Origin of the sequence: Marmoricola sp. URHB0036, from assembly GCF_000426045.1 — a bacterium.
Classification (GTDB): Bacteria; Actinomycetota; Actinomycetes; order Propionibacteriales; family Nocardioidaceae; genus Marmoricola.
Window position 1 is genome coordinate 63,620 of record NZ_AUEP01000009.1, and the last position, 13,662, is coordinate 77,281.

General features: G+C 70.4%; 10 protein-coding genes. 7 read left to right on the top strand and 3 right to left on the bottom strand.

The features are described from left to right. Nucleotides 1–17 precede the first annotated feature (17 nt). The 4 genes from H976_RS0111170 (at nt 18) to H976_RS0111185 (ending at nt 5,469) form a co-directional block, all read left to right on the top strand. Nucleotides 18–983, top strand: a complete 966-nt coding sequence (locus H976_RS0111170) for an ABC transporter substrate-binding protein (RefSeq protein WP_027861617.1) — start codon at nt 18–20, stop codon at nt 981–983. A gap of 220 nt (nt 984–1,203) precedes the next feature. Further along, on the top strand, nt 1,204–3,735 hold the full coding sequence (locus H976_RS0111175) for an FAD-dependent oxidoreductase (RefSeq protein ID WP_027861618.1): 2,532 nt from the start codon (nt 1,204–1,206) through the stop codon (nt 3,733–3,735). Nucleotides 3,736–3,739: 4 nt separating this feature from the next. Then, the gene (locus H976_RS0111180; RefSeq protein WP_027861619.1) at nt 3,740–4,495 is read left to right on the top strand and encodes an electron transfer flavoprotein subunit alpha; all 756 of its coding nucleotides are present in this window, start codon (nt 3,740–3,742) and stop codon (nt 4,493–4,495) included. Next, on the top strand, nt 4,492–5,469 hold the full coding sequence (locus H976_RS0111185) for an electron transfer flavoprotein subunit alpha/FixB family protein (protein WP_027861620.1): 978 nt from the start codon (nt 4,492–4,494) through the stop codon (nt 5,467–5,469). The genes H976_RS0111180 and H976_RS0111185 overlap by 4 nt, the downstream gene beginning before the upstream one ends. Here the strand turns inward: H976_RS0111185 and H976_RS0111190 are convergent. Then, nucleotides 5,450–6,001 (bottom strand): hypothetical protein, encoded by a 552-nt coding sequence (locus H976_RS0111190; protein WP_027861621.1) that lies wholly within the window; start codon nt 5,999–6,001, stop codon nt 5,450–5,452. The genes H976_RS0111185 and H976_RS0111190 overlap by 20 nt on opposite strands. A 149-nt stretch (nt 6,002–6,150) precedes the next feature. Here H976_RS0111190 and H976_RS0111195 point away from each other — a divergent pair, with 149 nt between their 5' ends. Beyond that, on the top strand, nt 6,151–7,479 hold the full coding sequence (locus tag H976_RS0111195; protein ID WP_155918170.1) for a PQQ-binding-like beta-propeller repeat protein: 1,329 nt from the start codon (nt 6,151–6,153) through the stop codon (nt 7,477–7,479). 25 nt (nt 7,480–7,504) lie between these two features. Here the strand turns inward: H976_RS0111195 and phoA are convergent, their stop codons facing one another. After that, on the bottom strand, nt 7,505–8,935 hold the full coding sequence (gene phoA, locus H976_RS0111200; protein WP_027861623.1) for an alkaline phosphatase: 1,431 nt from the start codon (nt 8,933–8,935) through the stop codon (nt 7,505–7,507). A gap of 109 nt (nt 8,936–9,044) precedes the next feature. On the opposite strand from phoA, the gene H976_RS0111205 reads away from it, so the two are divergent. Together H976_RS0111205 and H976_RS0111210 are read left to right on the top strand one after the other, a co-directional pair. Next, entirely contained in the window at nt 9,045–11,147 is a 2,103-nt protein-coding gene (locus tag H976_RS0111205) for a DEAD/DEAH box helicase (protein ID WP_027861624.1), read from the top strand. A 116-nt stretch (nt 11,148–11,263) separates the two neighbouring features. Next, nucleotides 11,264–12,664: an NAD-dependent malic enzyme gene (locus tag H976_RS0111210; RefSeq protein ID WP_027861625.1), complete on the top strand. Its 1,401-nt coding sequence runs from the start codon at nt 11,264–11,266 to the stop codon at nt 12,662–12,664. Here the strand turns inward: H976_RS0111210 and H976_RS25795 are convergent, their stop codons facing one another. Beyond that, nucleotides 12,665–13,633 (bottom strand): alpha/beta fold hydrolase, encoded by a 969-nt coding sequence (locus tag H976_RS25795; RefSeq protein WP_036225943.1) that lies wholly within the window; start codon nt 13,631–13,633, stop codon nt 12,665–12,667. Nucleotides 13,634–13,662: the final 29 nt, after the last annotated feature.

A 13,662-nucleotide genomic window follows, 5' to 3' on the forward strand; every position in this document is an offset into this window, starting at 1 on the left:
AACGGAAAGGAACGCGCATGGCACGAGGAACAAGCCGGCTTCAGCTGGCCTGTGTCGCTGTCGCAGTTGCCCTCGGGCTCACTGCGTGTGGCAGCGGCGGCATCAAGGACAACCCCTCCGGGGCGAGCGGTGGCAAGGACTGCGGCGACCTGCGGATCGCGGTGAACCCGTGGACGGGCTACGTGTCCAACGCCCACGTCATCGGCTACGTCGCCAAGACCAAGCTGGGCTGCAACGTCACCTACCCCGACGTGAAGGAAGAGGTCGGCTGGGCCGGCATGGCCAGTGGCTCCATCGACACCATCGTGGAGAACTGGGGGCACCCCGACCTCGTCAAGAAGTACATCGACGAGCAGAAGTCGGTCGAGGACGCCGGGCCGACCGGTGGCAAGGGAATCATCGGCTGGTACGTCCCGCCGTGGATGGCCGAGAAGTACCCCGACATCACCGACTGGAAGAGCCTGAACAAGTACGCCAGCCTGTTCAAGACCTCCGAGTCCGGCGACAAGGGCCAGCTCCTCGACGGTGACCCGTCCTACGTCACCAACGACGAGGCCCTGGTCAAGAACCTGAAGCTGAACTACAAGGTCGTCGTCGGTGGCAGCGAGGCCTCGCTGATCCAGAGCTTCAAGTCGGCCGAGAAGAACAAGACGCCTCTGCTGGCCTACTTCTACGAGCCGCAGTGGTTCTTCTCCGAGATGAAGCTGGTCCACGTCAACCTGCCGAAGTACACCGACGGGTGTGACGCCGATCCGGCCAAGGTCAACTGCGACTACCCGGAGTACAACCTGAACAAGCTGATCGCCAAGAAGTTCGCCGACTCCGGTTCGCCGGCCGTCGACCTGATCAAGAAGTTCAGCTGGACCAACGACGACCAGAACATCGTCTCGACGTACATCGCCAAGGACGGCATGTCACCCGACGACGCCGCCAAGAAGTGGGTGGACGCCAACCCCGACAAGGTCAAGGCCTGGCTGGGCTGACCTGAAGCGCGCGCCGCGAGTGGTCTCGACTGATCGCTCGCTGCGCTCGCTGCTCGACCACCTACAGCCCGTGCCCGGGACCGGTCTACCGGTCCCGGGCACGTCTGCTTGACACCCCGGACGTGCCGGGGTGATGCTTGATCCGAGTTTCACAATACGCATCGCGTTGCGCCATACGCAACGTGAGTCGGTTTGATCGAACACTGTTTTGGGAGTCAGCATGGCCACCGTCCCCGCCACCGCCAAGGTCGTCGTCATCGGAGCCGGCATCGTCGGCAACAGCCTGGTCCACCACCTGGCCGAGCTCGGCTGGACCGACATCGTCCAGCTCGACCAGGGGCCGCTGCCCAACCCCGGCGGCTCGACCGGTCACGCCTCGAACTTCATCTTCCCGGTCGACCACTCCCGCGAGATCACCGACCTCACGCTCGACTCGGTGAAGCAGTACAAGGAGATGGGCGTCTTCACCGAGTCCGGCGGCTTCGAGGTCGCGCGGACCGAAGAGCGGATGGAGGAGCTGCGGCGCCGGATGTCCAGTGCCAAGGCCTGGGGCATCGAGGCCGAGCTGGTGGATCCTGCGTTCGTGGTCGAGAAGGTGCCGTTCCTCGACCCCGACCAGATCATCGGCGCCTTCTGGACGCCGTCGGTCGGTGTCGTCGACTCGCTGCGCGCCGGCACGATCATGCGCGAGAGCGCGCTGGCCAAGGGCGTGCTGACCGTGGCCCCGAACGTCGAGGTGACCGGCCTCGACGTCGAGGACACCGAGCACGGCCGCCGCATCCGCCGGGTGCACACCGACCAGGGCACCATCGAGGCGGAGTACGTCGTGATCGCGTGCGGTGTCTGGAGCCCGAAGATCGGCGACATGGCCGGCGTTCGCATCGCGCTCACGCCCGCCGTGCACCAGATGGTCTCGGTCGGCCCGTGCCCGCAGCTGGCCGAGCGCGAGGGCGAGATCTCCTTCCCGATCGTGCGCGACATGGACACCCTCTGCTACGAGCGCCAGCACGGCGCCGACATGGAGGTCGGCTCCTACGCGCACCGTGCGATCCTGCACGACCCCGAGGAGATCCCCTCGCTCACCCAGGCCAAGCTGTCCCCGACCGAGATGCCGTTCACCGAGGACGACTTCGACCCCCAGCTCGAGCAGGCGCTCGAGCTGATGCCCGAGCTGCTCGGGGCGGAGGGTGCGGAGATCCGCTACGCCATCAACGGCCTGCTCTCGCTGACCGCCGACGGCGCCCCGATCCTCGGCGAGAGCGAGGTCACCGGCCTCTGGGTCGCGGCCGCGGTGTGGATCAAGGAGGGTCCGGGCGTCGGGCGCGCGGTCGCCGAGTGGATGACCCACGGTCACTCCGAGATCGACATCCACCACAGCGACATGTCGCGCTTCCACGACCACGAGACCACCCGGCCGCACGTCAAGGCGCGCACCGGTGAGGCCTTCATCAAGACCTACGGCATCGTCCACCCGAGCGAGCAGTACGAGTCCGACCGTGGCGTCCGCTGGTCGCCGATGGTCGAGTCCCAGCAGGAGCTCGGCGCGGTGTTCTACGAGACCGTCGGCTGGGAGCGCCCCTGGTGGTACGAGTCCAACGCCGGCCTGGTCGAGAAGTACGGCGATGCGGTGATGCCGCGTGAGCACGAGTGGGACGCGCGCTGGTGGAGCCCGATCATCAACGCCGAGCACCTCGCCATGCGCGAGAACGCCGGCGTGATCGACCTGACCGCCTTCTGCATCTTCGACATCACCGGCCCCGGGGCCCTCGCGTCGGTGCAGCAGACCTGTGTCGCGCAGTGCGACGTCGCGGTCGGCAAGGTGATCTACACGCCGGTGCTCGACGCGAAGGGCGGGTTCCTCTCCGACCTCACGGTGATGCGCCTCGGTGAGGACCACTTCCGCGTGGTCACGGGCGGTGCCCACGGCATGGCCGACCGCAAGTGGTTCACCGACCACCTCGTCGACGCCACCCTCGTCGACCGCACCGAGGAGCTCTCGACCGTCGGCCTGTGGGGACCGAAGGCACGCGACATCCTCGGCTCGCTCACCGGCGACGACGTTTCCGGGGAGGGCTTCGGGATGCTGTCCTGCCGCGAGATCGCGGTCAAGGGCGTCGACTCCCCCGTCCTGGCCTCGCGGATCTCCTACGTCGGCGAGCTGGGCTGGGAGCTCTACGTGCCGTTCGCCCAGGCCGCCCAGCTGTGGGACGCCGTCCTCTCCGCGGGGAGGGACCACGGCGCCGTACCCGTCGGCATCGGCGTCTACGGCACGACCGGCCGCATCGAGAAGGGCTACCGCGCCTTCGGGGCCGAGCTCGACGCCGAGCGCACCATCATCGAGGCCGGCATGCAACGGCCCAAGGTGAAGGCGGCTGACTTCGTCGGCCGGGAGGCCTACCTCGCGCAGCGCGCCAGCCTGGAGACCAGTGAGCCGGCCACCGTGCTGTGCACGATGACGGTCGACGACCACACCTCGGCCAGCGGCATCAAGCGATACATGCTCGGCGGCGAGCCGATCCTGACCCGCGACGGCGGCACCCTGACCGACGGCCACGGGCACCACCCCTACGTCACCTCGGCCGGTTCGGCACCGTCGCTCGGCAAGCACATCCTGCTGGCCTACCTGCCGCCGGAGGAGGCGCGCATCGGCAACGAGCTCGCGGTCTCCTACATGGAGGAGCTCTACCCGGTGACGGTCGGCTCGGTGGACGCCACGTCCCTGTTCGACCCGAGCAACGAGCGGATGCGGTGACTCCATGACTGACGTACTCGTCTGCGTGAAGCGGGTGCCGGACTTCTCCGGCGAGGTGCTGCTCACCGAGGATGCTCAGTCCGCGGACGCCCGGTTCGTGGGCTACACGATGAGCAACCACGACCAGTGCGCCGTCGAGCTCGGCGTGCAGGTCGCGGCAGCGACAGACGGGCAGGTCACGGTGCTGTCGATCGGCACCGCCGACTCCGTCGAGCAGCTGCGCTCGGCCCTCGGTGTCGGCGCCACGGCCGCCGTGCTGGTCGAGGCCGACCCGGTGGCCCTGGGTCCGGCCGACGTCGCCCACGAGATCGCCCAGGTGGTCAGCGAGCGTGACTACGGACTGGTGCTGCTGGGCAACGACGCCGCCGACTCCGGCGACTTCCAGGTCGGCATCCGTCTCGGGCACGAGCTGTCCCGTCCGGTGGTGACCGGGGTGCAGACGCTGTCCGTCGATGGCGACACGGTCTCGGCCCGGGCGGACGGCCCCGACGGACGAGAGAAGTACTCGGTGCCACTGCCCGCCGTCGTGACGGTGATGGAGGGCGGCGTGGAGCCGCGCTACCCCACGATCACCGGCCGGATGAAGGCCAAGAAGGTGGAGGTCGAGAACCGCTCGCTCTCCCGTGAACCCGTCGGCAGCGGCCGAGTGAAGCTCACCCTGCCGCCCCCGACCCCGACCAACGCCGAGGTGCTGGGCGAGGGTCCGGAGACCGCCAAGGTCGTGGTCGATCTGCTGCAGAAGCTCGGAGTGACGCGATGATCCTGGTTTATGTGGAGACCTCCGCCGAGGGGATCCAGGAGGTCTCGCTCGAGACGGTCACCTTCGCCCGCACCCTGTCCGAGGCCGGCAACGGCGTGCCGATCGACGCGGTCGTGGTGGGTCCCGCCCCCAACGACCTCTCGACCGAGCTGGCGTCGTACGGCGTCCGCAACGTGCACCACGCGTCTGGTGACGACTTCGACCTGTTCTCCGGCGCGGCCACCGCCAGTGCGGTGATCGCCGCCCGCCAGGTGGCCGGCTCGGTGGTCGTGATGGCCGGTGGCACCAATCGCGGCAACGAGGTGGTCGCTCGCGTCGCCACCCGGCTCGACGTACCGATGGCCGCCAACGTGGTCTCCTTCCACGGCCTCTCCCCCTTCGTCGTGACCCGCCAGGTCGTCGGCGGGGCCGCCCTGGAGGAGATGCGTCTCGGCAAGCGCCCAGCGGTGTTCTCGGTGGCCGGTCACGCGGTGGAGCCCGTCCCCGCAGAGACGCCGGGGGCCGGCTCGATCGTGCCGCTCGCCGTCGACCTCGCCCCCGAGGACCTGCTCGGGCGCGTCACCTCGGTCGAGGGCGCCGACACCGACGACGCCGACAGCCTGAAGTCCGCCCGCGTGGTGGTCGGTGCCGGTCGCGGCGCCGGCGGCCCCGACGGTTTCGGCGACGTGATCGAGCTGGCCGAGCTCCTCGGCGGCACGCTCGGCGTCTCGCGCGTGGTCACCTCCCTCGGCTGGCGGCCCCACCACGAACAGGTCGGCCAGACCGGCAGCCGGATCTCCCCGGAGGTCTACATCCCCTGCGGCATCAGCGGCGCCATCCAGCACTGGGCCGGCTGCGCGAGCTCGAAGGTGATCCTCGCCATCAACACCGACGCCGAGGCGCCGATGATGACCAAGGCGACGTACGCCGTGGTCGGGGACATGCACGAGGTCGTGCCGGCGATCAACGAGGAGATCAGGCGGCGTCGGGGCTGACTTCGCCGGTGCCGCTCACCGGCCCGAGGCGGAGCACCCACGGCCGCCCTCGGCCGGTCGGAAACCAGCGCCGGTCCAGTGCGTCGAACCAGGAACCGGGCGGCGCCAGGACCAGCTCGGACAGGCCGCGTGCCTCCACGATGTCCGCGCCGAGCACGACCAGGCCACCGATGGTTGCCACGAAGGCGAGAGGGCCGTGGTCTTGGATACGGATCGCCATCCTGATCCAGGTCCAGGGGCAGACGTCCGACCAGCCTTCGCTCAGCCCGGCCAGCTGGTCGTCGTGTGATCCGGTGGCCGCGAAGTCGCGTCGGGACACGAAGATGCCTGCTGGGCAACACTGGTCCACCTCGGTCCACCCGGCTGACGGCCGCTCCGCGAGCGCGATCACCCGCTCTTCCTCGTACAGAACGGCGTGACCTGTTCGAACCGGCTCACCGGCCAGGCCGGACGCCAGCACGCGGTCGGCTGACCACGCACTCACCCCGGGGCGGGTGAGGAGCTCGCGTGCGGTTCGGGCACCGATGAACATGCTGGGAGGCTAGAGCGGTGCGCTGACAGACCACGTCCTCGAGTGCTCTGTAGACCTGCCACCTGGAAGGTCTACAGAGCACTCACACAACCGCTCCCCCGCCGGACGCGAGCCCTCCGTCCGTCCGCCCCGGCCCTACGCTGACCTGCGTGAACAGGCGGGCATGGCTGGTGGGTGGGATGTGCGTCCTGCTCGTGGCCGCTGGTGCGGTCGCCTACGCGCGCTCCCGCGACTCCTGCGGGGAGGCCGTGACCAGCCTGTCGGCGGCGAAGTCGAGCTCGCCCTTCCTCGACGCCCAGGAGCGGGCGCGGCAGCCGGACGAGAACCGGGACACGCTGGTGGAGACGCTGGCGGGGGACCCGGCCCCGATCGGGGCGGTGGTGGGGGCGGTCGGGTACCACTACGAGCAGTGGGCCCAGGTGTCGTCCTATGCCCAGGGGATCGGCGTGCGCACACGTGACAATCCCGACTTCACGATGCTGGACGACACGACGCTCGAGCCGCGGTGGAGCGTGCAGGTGGACACGAAGCGGTCGGCCTACGACGCCAGTGACGAGCGCTATCTCGTCGCCACGATGCCGGCCGGGACGGCGCCCGACCTGGTCGCGCTCGACGCGGACAGCGGGCATCGCCGCTGGTGCACGCACCTCGGCGGTGGCGTCGTGCACGCGGCCGACCAGTTCGCGACCCAGTTCCTCGAGGACCAGGGCGTCGCCGTGCTCGGGCCGGGGTCGGGGAGCAGGGAGCGGGTGGTCCGGCTCTCGGGCGAGGACGGTTCGCAGACGTGGGCGCGGAGCCTGGACGCGGACTCCGGCGACTTCCTCGGGGACCTCGGCGACGGGACGCTGCTCGCCGGTGGGCGGGCGCAGTTCGAGCTCTTCGACCCCGCCTCGATGGGCGAGCGCAAGGAAGGCGTGTCCCTGGTGCTGCTGCGGTCGAAGGACGGCTCGACGGTGTGGAAGCGGAGTGAGCCGGCGGGTTCGGACGTGCACGTGGTCGGGACCGATCCCGACGCGGGCATCGCCGTGGTGCAGCAGTGGGACGGCAGCAGCAGGACGGCGCGGCTCACGGCGATCGACCGCGAGGGCAACGACGTGTGGTCGGTGGTCCCGTCGCCGGGCAAGCCGTTCGACGCCGCCCTGCGGGCCGGTCGGGTGCTGGTGCGGGCCGAGGAGCAGTGGTCGGCGTACGACCTGGGCGACGGGCACCGGTTGTGGAGACGCAGCGTGCCGGCCCGGCCGCAGTTCCTGCCCTACGGCTTCGAGCTCGACAGCGTCCCGCTGCTCGACGCCGACCACGCCCTGATCGGGGGTACGACGGCCCTGCACACCCTCGACCTCGGCACGGGCGAGATGACCGACGCGGCGTTGCCGACCGACGGGATCAACACCACCTACTGGCCCTACCAGCTCGCCGTCACCGACGGGCTGATCGCGATCGCCACCAACACGGGCGCGGTGGTGGTACGACGGGAGTGAGCCGTCGTACCACCACCGGACGAGCTCAGTGCCGGGTGATCGCGTTCTTCATCAGGAAGTGCAGGTCGGTCTGGTCGATCAGGCCGACCACGTTGGCCGCGCCGGGGCCGTAGGCCGCCACCCGCAGCTGGGTGCCGGTGTGCTGCTGGCTGGCACCCGCTGCCGCCGTGCCGTAGGAGACGATCATCTCGGCGCCGTCCTTGGTGGTCAGCTTGGCCGTGAGACCGGGAGTGTTGCCGTCCACGATCTGGCTGGTGTGCGCGTGGTCGGCGGTGACGATCACGAGCGTGTGCCCGTCCTTCTTCGCGAATTTCAGGGCCTCCTGGACAGCCTGGTCGAGCTGCTCGGTCTCGCCGATCTGGCCACAGGCGTCGGCCGCGTGGTCCTTCTTGTCGATCGAGGCGCTCTCCACCTGGAGGAAGAAGCCGTTCTTCTTGCCGGACTTGTTCTTGGAGAGCAGGTCGATGGACTTCGTCGTCATCGACCTCAGGTCCGGCACCTGGCTGAAGGTCGGCTCCGGCGTGCAGGTGCCGGCCGGACCGTTGGCGCCGTTGGCAGTGGCGAGGTACGGCGCGAACTTCACCGGCATGTTGCCCGGGGAGAAGAGGCCGAGGAGCGGCTTGCTCTGGTCGGCGGACGACACACCCGCGAGGGCGTCCGTGGCGGTGATGTAGGTGTAGCCGCGAGCCTTGGCCTGCTGCTCGAGCGTCTGGCCGCTCCACTTCCCGGCCTTGGCGACCTCGGCGAAGGTCGCCGAGCCACCGCCCAAGGTGACGTCGGGGCGCGTGTCGAGGAGCTGTTCGCTGATCGAGCCGCGGCCGCCGTTCTCCTTGGCCGCCTCGGGGCAGGTGGTCGAGGTGACCACCGGTCCGTAGCAGGACCGGGCGCTGATGTGGCTGACCTCGACCGCAGGAGTGGCGTCCTGGATCTCCGAGGTGGTGATGTCGCCGGTCGCGAGCCCGTTCCTCTTGGCCAGCTCGAGCAGGGTCGGGAAGGCCTTGCCGTGCCGGTCGACCGAGACCGCGTTGTCGTAGGTCTTCACACCCGTCGACCACGCGGTGCCGGTGGCGGCGGAGTCGGGCACGTAGTCGGGCTTCCCGGTGTCCTTGTTGACGCTGTAGTGCGTCATCTGGCCGGTCAGCGGGAGGGCGTCGATGCCTTTGAAGAACCCGCCCGCCCCCTCGAGGTAGTTGCGGGCGACGGTGATCTCGGAGTCCCCCATCCCGTCACCGATGAACAGGATGACGTTGCGGGCGCCGCTGCTCTTGATCGAGTCCTTGATCAGCTGGCTCTGGTCGCCCTGGAGGCGGGTCGCTCCGCCGTACTCATCGACGTCGCCCTTGGCGTGCCGGTCGAGAAGGGGGAGGCGGCCGTCGGCGACGACCGCTGAGGTGGCGGCCCCGCTGAGGGCCAGTACGGCGGCGCCGAGGACGACCGCTGTGCGCTTGGTGGACATCGTGAACCTTTCAAAGCTCCGGGTGCTGTCGTCGTGAGGCTGGTCGAGGCAGGTGTACGGCTGTGGATGCCGCGGTGAACATGTCGTTCCGGCTTGGTAGACAGACCCCATGACCGCCACCCAGTCCGCCGGCACCCGCGACGACGCCGAGAGGCACCTGCGAGCGCTGGTCGGTCGCGACGACGTCCGGCTCCACGACGACCAGTGGGCTGCGATCGAGGCGCTCGTGGTCGAGCAGAGCCGCGTGCTCGTCGTGCAGAAGACCGGCTGGGGGAAGTCCGCGGTCTACTTCGTGGCGACGGCGCTGATGCGCGGCCTGGGCGCCGGCCCGACCGTGATCATCTCCCCGCTCCTGGCGCTGATGCGCAACCAGATCGAGGCGGCCGAGCGGGCCGGCATCCGCGCCGCCACCATCAACTCCACCAACATCGAGGACTGGTCGGCGATCCGCACGCGGGTCGACGCCGGCGAGATCGACGTGCTCCTGGTCAGCCCGGAGCGGCTGAACAACCCGACCTTCCGCGACGAGGTGCTGCCCCAGCTCACCGAGACCGCAGGCCTGCTCGTGGTCGACGAGGCCCACTGCATCTCCGACTGGGGCCACGACTTCCGGCCCGACTACCGCCGCATACGCCAGATGATCGCCACCCTCCCGCCCGGCATCCCGGTGCTGGCCACCACCGCCACCGCCAACGCCCGGGTCACCGACGACGTCGCCGAACAGCTGGGCGCCGACGTGCTCGTGCTGCGAGGCTCGCTCGACCGTGAGTCGCTCCACCTCGGGGTGCTGCAGCTCGCGCGGCCGGAGCACCGGCTGGCCTGGCTCGGCGAGCACCTCGGGGAGCTCGACGGCTGCGGCATCATCTACACGCTCACCGTCGCCGCCACCCAGGAGGTGGCCGAGCACCTGCGGGCGCGCGGCCACGCCGTCGCGGCGTACTCCGGGCAGACCGAGGCCACCGAACGCCTCGCCCTCGAGCAGGACCTCCTGTCGGGTCGGCTCAAGGCACTCGTGGCGACCAGCGCGCTGGGCATGGGCTTCGACGCCCGGCTCGGGTTCGTGGTCAACCTCGGGGCACCGTCGTCACCGGTCGCCTACTACCAGCAGGTCGGCCGGGCCGGCCGTGGCACCGGGCCCGCCAAGGTGATCCTGATGCCGGCCCAGGAGGACCGCGACATCTGGCGCTACTTCGCCTCCCTCGCCTTTCCGCCCGAGCAGCACGTCCGCACGACGCTGCGAGCCCTGGCGGAGAACGGCGCCCCGATGTCGACCGCGGCGCTCGAGACCCACGTCGACCTGAGCCGCACGCGGCTCGAGACCATGCTCAAGGTCCTCGACGTCGACGGGGCGGTCGACCGGGTCCGCGGGGGCTGGACCGCCACCGGGCAGGAGTGGGTCTACGACCAGGAGCGCTACGACCGGGTCGCGGCCGCGCGACGCGACGAGCAGGCGGCGATGCTGGCGTACGTCGCGAGCGACGGCTGTCGCATGCGGTTCCTGCGCGAACAGCTCGACGACCCCGGGGCCACCGACTGCGGCCGTTGTGACAACTGCGGTGGGCTGACGCTGCCCGGCGAGGTCTCCGACACCGCGGTGGCCGAAGCCGGGGAGCGGCTGCGCCGGCCCGGCGTCACCCTGGCGCCGCGCAAGATGTGGCCCACCGCGCTGGCCACCCTCGGCATCGACCTCAAGGGCAAGATCACCGAGGCGGCCGAGGAGGGCCGCGCCGTCGGCCGGCTCACGGACCTCGGACACGGGCAGGCGCTGCGCGAGCTGTTTCGCCCCGAGACCCCGGACGGTCCGGTCCCGCGCCCGCTCGTCGACGCCGTCCTCGAGGTGCTCGGCGACTGGCACCCGCACTGGCCCGATCGTCCGACGGGAGTGGCCTACGTCGAGTCCCTGCGCCGGTCGCAGCTGACCCGCGACCTCGCCGAGGGGATCGCCCGCTACCTCAAGCTGCCGATCGTCGGACGCTGGCACATCATCGACCCCGACGTCCCACCCTCACAGGGCGCCGCCAACTCGGCCCAGCGGGTCAGGGCAGTCGCCCGTCGTTTCGACCTCGACCTCGACCAGCCACTCGACGGCGGCCCGGTCCTGCTCGTCGACGACCTGGTCGCCACTGGCTGGACCCTCACCCTCGCCGCCCGGGCGCTGCGCAACGCCGGCTCCGGCCCGGTCCTGCCCCTCGCCCTCGCGATGGGTGGTTGAGGCCAGGTCAGCCCCTTGGCGCCGGTAGGCGTCACGGGTGACAGACAGGTCACCGATATCCGCCGCCGCACCGGCCGACTCGCCGGTAACCCCGGTGGCCGGGCAGGATGCGGGGCATGGCAAGTGAGAAGAAGCGCCGGGCGGCGACAAGTGCGTCGTACTCCATCACGATGCGGCTGCACACGAACGTCGACCCGGCGGTCGTCGGACGGGTCGCCACGGGCATCGCCTCCGCGGGCGGCATCGTGACTGCGCTCGACGTCGCCGAGTCGCGCCACGACCGCCTGGTGGTGGACGTGACCTGCTCGGCCACCGACAGCGAGCACGCCGACGAGATCGTCGAGGTCGTCCAGGGGCTCGAGGGCGTGACGGTGCACAAGGTCTCCGACCGCACGTTCCTGCTGCACATCGGCGGCAAGATCGAGGTCCACTCCAAGGTCCCGCTGCGCACTCGCGACGACCTGTCGATGGCCTACACGCCCGGAGTCGGCAGGGTCAGCCTGGCGCTGGCCGAGCATCCCGAGGACGTGCCCCGGCTGACGATCAAGGGCAACAGCGTGGCCGTGGTCACCGACGGCTCGGCGGTGCTCGGGCTCGGCAACATCGGCCCCGGGGCTGCCCTGCCGGTGATGGAGGGCAAGGCTGCCCTGTTCAAGCGCTTCGCCGGCATCGACGCCTGGCCGATCTGCCTCGACACACAGGACACCGACCGCATCGTCGACGTGGTCGAGGCGATCGCCCCCGGCTTCGGCGGCATCAACCTCGAGGACATCGCCGCGCCGCGGTGCTTCGAGATCGAGCGGCGCCTGCGCGAGCGTCTCGACATCCCGGTCTTCCACGACGACCAGCACGGCACCGCGATCGTCGTACTCGCTGCGCTGACGAACGCCCTGCGCTGTGTCGGCAAGGACCTCGACGCCGCCCGGATCGTGGTGGCCGGTGCCGGTGCTGCCGGTACGGCGATCGTGACCCTCCTGCTCGCCGCCGGGGCCGAGGACGTCGTGGTCTGGGACCGGGTGGGCTGTCTGTCCGCCGACGACGACTCGCTCCCGCCCGCGATGGCCGAGCTCGCCGGACGCACCAACCCGCGTCGCGTGACCGGTGACCTGCGCGCCGGTCTCGGCGGCGCCGACGTGTTCATCGGGGTCAGCGGTCCTGGCGTGCTCGAGGCCGAGTGGATCCAGGACATGGCCGAGAAGTCGATCGTCTTCGCCCTGGCCAACCCGGACCCGGAGATCGATCCGGCCGACGCCGGGCAGTACGCCGCCGTCGTGGCGAGCGGGCGCAGCGACTACCCCAACCAGATCAACAACGTGCTGGCCTTCCCGGGTGTCTTCCGGGGGCTGCTCGACGCCCGCGCCAGTGACGTCACCATCGAGATGCTGCTCCGGGCCGCCGAGGCGATCGCGCACGTCGTCACCGACGACGAGCTCAACGCCAGCTACATCATCCCGAGCGTGTTCGACGAGAAGGTCCCGAAGGCCGTGGCCGCCGCGATCCGCGGCGTCGAGGAGTAGTCAGCCGCTCGGTCGTTCGAGAAGCGTCGCGTAGGCGCTCTCCAACGCCTCGCCCATCAGCGGCCCGCCGTGGCCCTCGGTCTCGATGACGACGAGTCGGCTGGCGGGCCAGCGACGATGCAGCTCCCAGGCGGTCTCCACCGGACCGCTCACGTCGAGCCGTCCGTGGATGAGCACACCGGGAATGTGCGCGATGGCCTCGAGGCTGTCGAGCACGCCCGACTCCCCGAGCCAGGCGTCGTGGGCCCAGTTGTTCACCACGTGGGTCGCGATCAGGAGGCGCTTGGCGGGAGACCGGTCGGCCATGCCCTGGCCGGGCGGGAGGGCCTCACCGAGCTGACCGATCGCGACGTGTGCGTCCTCCCAGGTGCACCACGCCAGCGCAGCGGCGTCGCGGACGGCGGGGTCCGGATCGGTGAGCCGCTCGAGGTAGGCCTCGAGCAGCGGCTGGCCCGGCTTCCGCCCCGACGCGGCCTCGAGCTCGGCCCACGCCTCGGGGAAGATCCGGCCCACCCCCTCGCTGATCCAGGCCAGCTCGCGGTGCGAGCTGGTCGTCACCGCGATCAGCGCCAGGCCGGTGACCCGGTCGGGATGCGCCTCGGCGTAGGCCAGGGCCAGCGTGCTGCCCCAGGAGCCACCGCTGACCACCCAGCTGTCCAGACCGAGGTGCTCACGCAGGGCCTCGAGATCGGCGATCATCCGCTGCGTGGTGAGCGAGCCGAGATCGCAGCCGGGTTCGCTGGCGAGCGGTCGGCTGCGGCCGCACGCCCGCTGGTCCAGGCCGATGATGTTCCACCGCTCCGGGTCGAGCCGGCGCCGGTAGCCGGCCCTGAGGTCGCCACCGGGGCCACCGTGCAGCCACACGACCGCCTGGCCGAGCGGGTTGCCCGACGCCTCCCACCAGATCTCGGCTCCGTCGTCGACCTGGAGGTGACCGACGACGTACGGCTCGATGGGCGGGAACGTCACGACCCGAGACTGCCATGTCCGGGCCGGGT

What these genes read in the sequence shown, in the direction of transcription:
- H976_RS0111170 (WP_027861617.1), top strand. Translation starts at nt 18, where the DNA reads ATGGCACGAGGAACAAGCCGGCTTCAGCTGGCCTGTGTCGCTGTCGCA.
- H976_RS0111175 (WP_027861618.1), top strand. Translation starts at nt 1,204, where the DNA reads ATGGCCACCGTCCCCGCCACCGCCAAGGTCGTCGTCATCGGAGCCGGC.
- H976_RS0111180 (WP_027861619.1), top strand. Translation starts at nt 3,740, where the DNA reads ATGACTGACGTACTCGTCTGCGTGAAGCGGGTGCCGGACTTCTCCGGC.
- H976_RS0111185 (WP_027861620.1), top strand. Translation starts at nt 4,492, where the DNA reads ATGATCCTGGTTTATGTGGAGACCTCCGCCGAGGGGATCCAGGAGGTC.
- H976_RS0111190 (WP_027861621.1), bottom strand. Translation starts at nt 6,001, where the DNA reads ATGTTCATCGGTGCCCGAACCGCACGCGAGCTCCTCACCCGCCCCGGG.
- phoA (WP_027861623.1), bottom strand. Translation starts at nt 8,935, where the DNA reads ATGTCCACCAAGCGCACAGCGGTCGTCCTCGGCGCCGCCGTACTGGCC.
- H976_RS0111205 (WP_027861624.1), top strand. Translation starts at nt 9,045, where the DNA reads ATGACCGCCACCCAGTCCGCCGGCACCCGCGACGACGCCGAGAGGCAC.
- H976_RS0111210 (WP_027861625.1), top strand. Translation starts at nt 11,264, where the DNA reads ATGGCAAGTGAGAAGAAGCGCCGGGCGGCGACAAGTGCGTCGTACTCC.